The 5,873-nt window shown below is 63.4% G+C and carries 4 protein-coding genes (1 of these 4 only partly in view); 3 read left to right on the top strand and 1 reads right to left on the bottom strand.

Annotated features, from left to right (window positions below; all coding sequences use genetic code 11):
- Nucleotides 1-200: 200 nt before the first annotated feature.
- Together K728_RS0115780 and K728_RS0115775 are read left to right on the top strand one after the other, a co-directional pair.
- Nucleotides 201-1,412: a hypothetical protein gene (locus K728_RS0115780; protein WP_024477286.1), complete on the top strand. Its 1,212-nt coding sequence runs from the start codon at nucleotides 201-203 to the stop codon at nucleotides 1,410-1,412.
- Between the two features lie 222 nt (nucleotides 1,413-1,634).
- The gene (locus K728_RS0115775) at nucleotides 1,635-3,482 is read left to right on the top strand and encodes a glycosyl hydrolase family 28-related protein (protein WP_024477285.1); all 1,848 of its coding nucleotides are present in this window, start codon (nucleotides 1,635-1,637) and stop codon (nucleotides 3,480-3,482) included.
- Between the two features lie 101 nt (nucleotides 3,483-3,583).
- On the opposite strand, the gene K728_RS19720 is transcribed toward K728_RS0115775, so the two are convergent.
- Nucleotides 3,584-4,507 (bottom strand): LacI family DNA-binding transcriptional regulator, encoded by a 924-nt coding sequence (locus tag K728_RS19720; RefSeq protein WP_156911358.1) that lies wholly within the window; start codon nucleotides 4,505-4,507, stop codon nucleotides 3,584-3,586.
- Nucleotides 4,508-4,621: 114 nt separating this feature from the next.
- Here K728_RS19720 and K728_RS0115765 point away from each other — a divergent pair, with 114 nt between their 5' ends.
- A protein-coding gene (locus K728_RS0115765) for a class I SAM-dependent methyltransferase (protein WP_024477284.1) crosses the window boundary here: on the top strand, nucleotides 4,622-5,873 show its 5' portion. Its footprint extends 86 nt past the window's final position; the window shows 1,252 of its 1,338 coding nt (coding positions 1-1,252); the start codon lies at nucleotides 4,622-4,624; its stop codon lies beyond the right edge, outside the window.

The following is a 5,873-nucleotide window of genomic DNA, read 5'->3' as shown; positions in this document are numbered from 1 at the left end:
CCCGCCGCCACCGCCGTCGAAATCTTGATCTTCGACTTGTCCGTCGGCGGAGTGGATGGGGGCGGCGTGTTTGAGGCAGGCGGCAGCGACGGATAGTTCAAGTAGGTCCCCCAGATTTGTGAATGTCAGCGAAGTCTACCGGTGCCGTACTTGCGGTGACGGCGCCGAACCCGTGATGATGACATAGCGCATCAGCGCGAATGTTCGCCGGCGGTGGGGCGCCGACGGACACCCAGCGTCTGGATCCCGCGCCGCAGGAAGATCATCAGTTGTTGCATTTCCCGTCAACCAATACCGCCGCACACCGGCCTGCGCCAGCCGACGTCGCCCGATTGGGTGAGCTGTTGGACGACTCCGTGTGGGCGTTCAGCAATTGCCGGGTGGACACTCCAGGAAAACCAGTGGCAGAGGTCGATTGGCTGTTTTACAACACTACTCGTGGGGTATTCACCGTCTCGGAGTGGAAAGGCTTCACGTCCCGGGTTGCCGCTGTTACCGACACGGGTAAACCGTGGATCCTCCTGGACGGGACCGAAGCAGCCAACCCGATAGAACAGGTTTCAAAGCAACTCGATGCGGTGCGCGCGGTCCTTCGGAGTTCGGTGCGGCCGCGTTTCTTTCCCTTGGTCGGTACGTTGGACCTCAACCCCCAGCAGTGCGTCTACGCTCCGCAGGTGGGACCGGGTGTAACCTACGAGCGGCTCCGGTACGGTCGAGTGCACGGCACTCTGGATCAGCTTGCAGCTTCATTGGTGGAATCCCGAAAGGTACGGGTTCCCCTGCTTGTGGCCGATCCAGCGATCCTCGTGGAACTGGCAGATACCCTGGCGGACGTATTCCGTTGCACGGTGTCCAGGGCTGTCCGTCGAAAACTGACACTTCAACCGCCCAGGCACACACCGAATTCCACCCAACGAATCGTCGATATCCACCTCCAGCTCGCAGACCTTCACGGTGAATTGGCCCGGCTGATGGTGGAACAGTCTGCGTCGCACGAGGCAGCGCCTTCCCCCGTCGCTGAGACTCCTGTGCCAGTCGAGGTACCTGCCTCAAGGAAGGCGACCGCACCACAACAAGCGGCCAAAGCACCGAAAGTTTCCGAGTTCCAGGTCATGAAGACCCACCTGGACAGGCATCTGAGGAGCGTCGGCAATGAACCCCACGCAGTAGTTCACGGTCTGACACGGGCATGGGCCGCTGCCCTGAAGGACCCGAAAATGGAGCGCAGCGGAGCCGTCAGCCACGCCCTGTTCGGTTCGGTGGCGACCGAGCGGGTCAAGCACATCGGTCCCCTCAAGAAACTGCTGGGTGCCAGCGTTTCCGTCTGGTGTCTTGAGCAAGCCCGTGCCGCAGGCCTAAGAGCCGAGCCTGATCCCAAGCGTTCTTCCCATCTTCTACTGTCCCGGACCTGAACCCACGCGGTTAAGCCTCTGCGGCGCAAACCAAGCTTTGGTCGACCCCGTCATTTCCTTGACTGTAGAGACCGCGTCCGGTTGAATCACTGTACAGACTAGTGACACGAGTCACCAACCCTGTCTGACACCCTCAACGGAGAGAACGGTCAACACATGTCTCCTACGCCTCCCTTTCAAAGTCGAGCCCACCGGCCTTCTGCCACCGGGCGATCACGTCCCATGATCCCCACCCTCCTGGCTGCCGGTCTGACTGCTGCGCTCCTGGTGGCTCCAGGTCCTGCCGCAGTTGCCTCCCCCGCCGACGTGCAGGATAAAAAGTCCAAACATCTGCCCGCCGTGCCGGATCTCGGTCCGAACGTGACGGTTTTCTCGCCCACAATGCCCGTCGAAGACATCCAAGCCACGGTTGATGCTGTCAACGCCCGCCAGATCGACGACGAAATGGGCACCAACCGCCAGTCCCTGCTTTTTCTGCCCGGCACCTATGGCACCGACGAGAAACCACTGCAGTTCAAGGTGGGCTACTACACCGAGGTTGCCGGCCTCGGTCAGTCACCGACCGATGTCACCATCAACGGCAAGATCGAGGTATATAACCGCTGTCTTGAGGACAACGGCACCAGCAACTGCATCGCCCTCAACAACTTCTGGCGCACCCTCTCTAACCTGACCCTCCAGGTGAACGGTGCAGGCCAGGACGGGTGCCGTGCAACCGCCAACTTCTGGGCCGTCTCCCAGGCCGTCTCGCTGCGCCGCGTCAACGTCACCGGCGGAACGCTTTCCCTGATGGACTACTGCACTGCCGGGCCGCAATTTGCCAGCGGTGGATACATGGCTGACTCCAAGGCCAACGACATCATCAATGGTTCCCAGCAGCAGTGGTTCACGCGCAACAGCGAAATCGGCTCCTGGTCCAACGGTGTGTGGAATGCCGTGTTTGCCGGTGTCGACGGCGCCCCGGCGGACAGCACCTTCCCCACTCCTCCGTACACCACCCTCGAAACAACCCCGGTCAGCCGCGAGAAGCCTTACCTTTTCGTTGACGACGACGGCGCCTATAACGTGCGGGTACCCTCCGCACAGATCGACTCCAGCGGGATTTCCTGGAAGGACGGAATCACCCCGGGCACCACCATCAAACTGTCCGATTTCTTCGTCGCGGACCCCTCGGACTCTGTCCAGACCATCAACAGCCAGCTCGCACGCGGCAAGCACCTCCTGCTAACCCCCGGGGTGTACGGCATCGACAACACTATTGCGATCAAACGGGCCAACACGGTCGTCCTGGGCATGGGTCATGCAACCCTGACCGCGAAAAACGGGGCGATGCCAATGCGCGTCGCCGACGTGCCCGGCGTCGTGCTGGCCGGTGTGACGATCGACGGTGGAGAGGTCAACTCACCCCTCCTGCTGCAGATCGGCACGAAGAACGGAAACAACAGCAGTAAGAAGAACGACCCGCTGAATCCCACCACCCTGAGTGATGTGTACTTCCGGATCGGCGGACCAAACGTCGGAAAGGCGGACCTCAGCCTTGAGGTCAACAGCGACAATGTCCTCATCGATCACATCTGGGCGTGGCGTGCAGATCACGGTATCGAGGGTACCTTCGGATGGGATGTCAGCACGGGCCGTAACGGTGTGATCATCAACGGTGACAACGTGACCGCCACGGGACTCTTCGTGGAGCATTACCAGGAGTACAACGTCATCTGGAACGGTGAAAACGGCCGGACGGTTTTCTTCCAGAATGAGCTTCCCTATGATCCTCCCAATCAGGAGGCCTGGCAGCACGACGGCGTGCTCGGGTGGGCCGGCTACAAGGTGGCCGACGACGTCACGAAGCACACCCTCTGGGGCGGCGGCTCCTACATTTTCACCAACGTGGATCCGACCATCCACGCAACCCGGGGCTTCGAAGTTCCGGACACAGCCGGTGTGCAGCTGAACCACATCCTCACCGTGAATCTCGGCGCGGGCACCATTGACCACGTCGTCAACAACACCGGGGCCCCGGTCAGCAACGACAACACGGGTATCCCCAGTTACGTGGTGCAGTACCAGTAGGTCCTGGACGGCGGCGCCCGGCTCAGACGAGTCACGCTGAGCCGCGAACCACCAGCACCATCCCGTCACCGGGGAAGGTTGGAGCCTCGTCCTCCGCCTGGTCACCCAGACCGGCGAGGANNNCCAGCCAGGTACCGTGCCTGTAGTTCGATGGATTGGGAGATGGTGGTGAGCGGCGGGTCGGCGAGACGGGCAGCCGGCGCGTCGTCAACCCCAACGACTGCCACCTGCGCGGGGCATGCGAGTCCGTGCAGCCGAAGCCCGGCCAGAATGGCGAGCGCGACGTCGTCGTTGTACGCGGCGATACCGGTCACCGGGTCCGGCCCCTCTCGCCAGGTACGCAGCGCTGCAGCGGCCGAGGCTGCCTCAAGGTCTACCGACAGCACTTCCGGCTCGGGCAGGCCGTGGTCCGCGCATTCACGACGGACGCCCTCCAACCGATCCGCTGCGAAATGCTCAACGCGGGAATCGGTGGGCCACGCATACGCGATCCGGTGTTTCCCGGAGGCAATGAGCTGCTGAGCCTGCAACTGTCCGATCCGTATCTGGCTTTCGGAGGGTCGAGACGGCGCCGGTCCCACCGCCTCCCCCTGGGTCCCCAACACCTGAATGCCGGCCTGGCGCATGGCCCGGAGATCGTCGTCGTCGAACGGTGCGAAACCAATCACCGCGCGCGGCGTGACGGCACGCCACAGATCCTGCAGCGGACGGTGTCCGCGGGCGTGGTGCACCAGAACTGAAAGGCCCCGCTCGGCAACTTCATCAGCGAGGTGATCCAGGAGTGTTTCGATCACCGGACCGATGGGCCAGTCCGGAAGAATGCACAGCACCAGGTCGCTGCGCCCGGTCTTCAGCGCCCGCGCTGCAGCCGACGGCGCGTAGCCGAGCCGCTTGGAGGTTTCCAGAACCCTCCGCCGCGTCTCTTCGGAGATACTCACGCCCTCGCGCCCCGTCAGTACATAGCTGACCGTGGTGCGCGAGACGCCGCTCTCGCGAGCCACGTCGGCACTGGTAATCCCCGCCATTCCGCTCTCCTCCGGACCGTAGTCCTGTCTTCCGCCATCCTAATGGCTCATTCCTCGCCGAGCCGCTGGCCGAACTGCCCTAGCCCTCCGGGGAAAACCGGAGTAGACATGGCTATGAGCAAATCACGGGGGGCCGCAGCACTATTGGCTGACGCGCTGGGGATTGTCTTGGGAACCGAACAGATCCCGCTTCGTCTGCGGGCCTGGGACGGCTCGGAGGCCGGCCCGGCAGAGGCGCCGGTGATTGAGTTCCGGTCCCGGCGAGCACTACGGCGAATGCTGTGGTCTCCCGGCATGTTGGGCCTAAGCCGGGCCTACGTCGCCGGTGATATCGACGCTCCCGGTGACCTCTACGCAAGCTTCACCGCCCTGAGCGCCGTCGGTAAATTTGCCGAACTGGAACCCTTCAGCCCCCTGACCCTCCGCGAGCGCGCCAGGTTGCTGCGCATAGCGGTCCGGCTCGGTGCCATTGGCCGCAACCCCGCGCCCCCGCCCGAGGAAATCACGATTGACCGGGTCGGACGGAAACACTCCAAGAAACGCGACGCCGTCGCCATCTCCCATCATTACGACGTCGGCAACGACTTCTACGCGCTCGTCCTCGGCCCGTCCATGGTCTACTCCTGCGCGGTCTGGGACTCCCCCGAGACCGGTCTTGACGCGGCTCAGGAGGCGAAACTCGATCTGGTCTGCCGGAAACTCGGTCTGGAACAGGGGATGCGGGTACTCGATGTCGGCTGCGGTTGGGGCAGTTTCGCGCTGCATGCGGCGGAACGCTACGGGGCCGACGTCGTCGGCGTCACCCTGTCCGCCGAGCAGGCGGAGCGTGCCCGCAAACGGGTGGCCGAGGCCGGGCTCACCGAGCAGGTGGAGATCCGGGTGCAGGACTACCGCGACGTTGACGACGGCCCTTTCGACGCGATCAGTTCCATCGGCATGTCCGAGCATGTGGGGCGCGACCAGATTGCCGGGTATTCGAGCCACCTGTTCGGCCTGCTGCGCCCCGGCGGTCGACTGCTCAATCACGCCATCTCCTGGAATGCCGGTGACACGATGCGCCCGGACCCCGATTCGTTCATCCCCAAGTACGTCTTTCCCGACGGCGAGATGCTCAGCCTCACCGTGATGGTCGGCGCCCTGGAGTCAGCGAAGTTCGAGGTGGTCGACGTCGAAGCGTTGCGTCAGCACTACGCGCTCACCCTCCGCGCGTGGGTGCAGAACCTGGAAGATCATTGGGACGAAGCGGTCGGCCTGACCAGCGAGGGTCGGGCCCGGGTGTGGCGGCTCTATATGGCTACCAGCGCGCTGGGATTCGAGAACGGACTGACTGGCGTGAACCAGGTGTTGGTGCAGCGTCCCGGCGGGG

The sequence above is a fragment of the Arthrobacter sp. CAL618 genome, assembly GCF_000468215.1.
GTDB lineage: Bacteria > Actinomycetota > Actinomycetes > Actinomycetales > Micrococcaceae > Arthrobacter_D.
The sequence above is the reverse complement of the archived record's forward strand: the minus strand, read 5'-3'. Positions and strand labels throughout refer to the sequence as shown.

Coding starts and splice junctions, on each gene's coding strand:
- K728_RS0115775 (WP_024477285.1), top strand. CDS start 1,635: ATGATCCCCACCCTCCTGGCTGCCGGTCTGACTGCTGCGCTCCTGGTG.
- K728_RS0115780 (WP_024477286.1), top strand. CDS start 201: ATGTTCGCCGGCGGTGGGGCGCCGACGGACACCCAGCGTCTGGATCCC.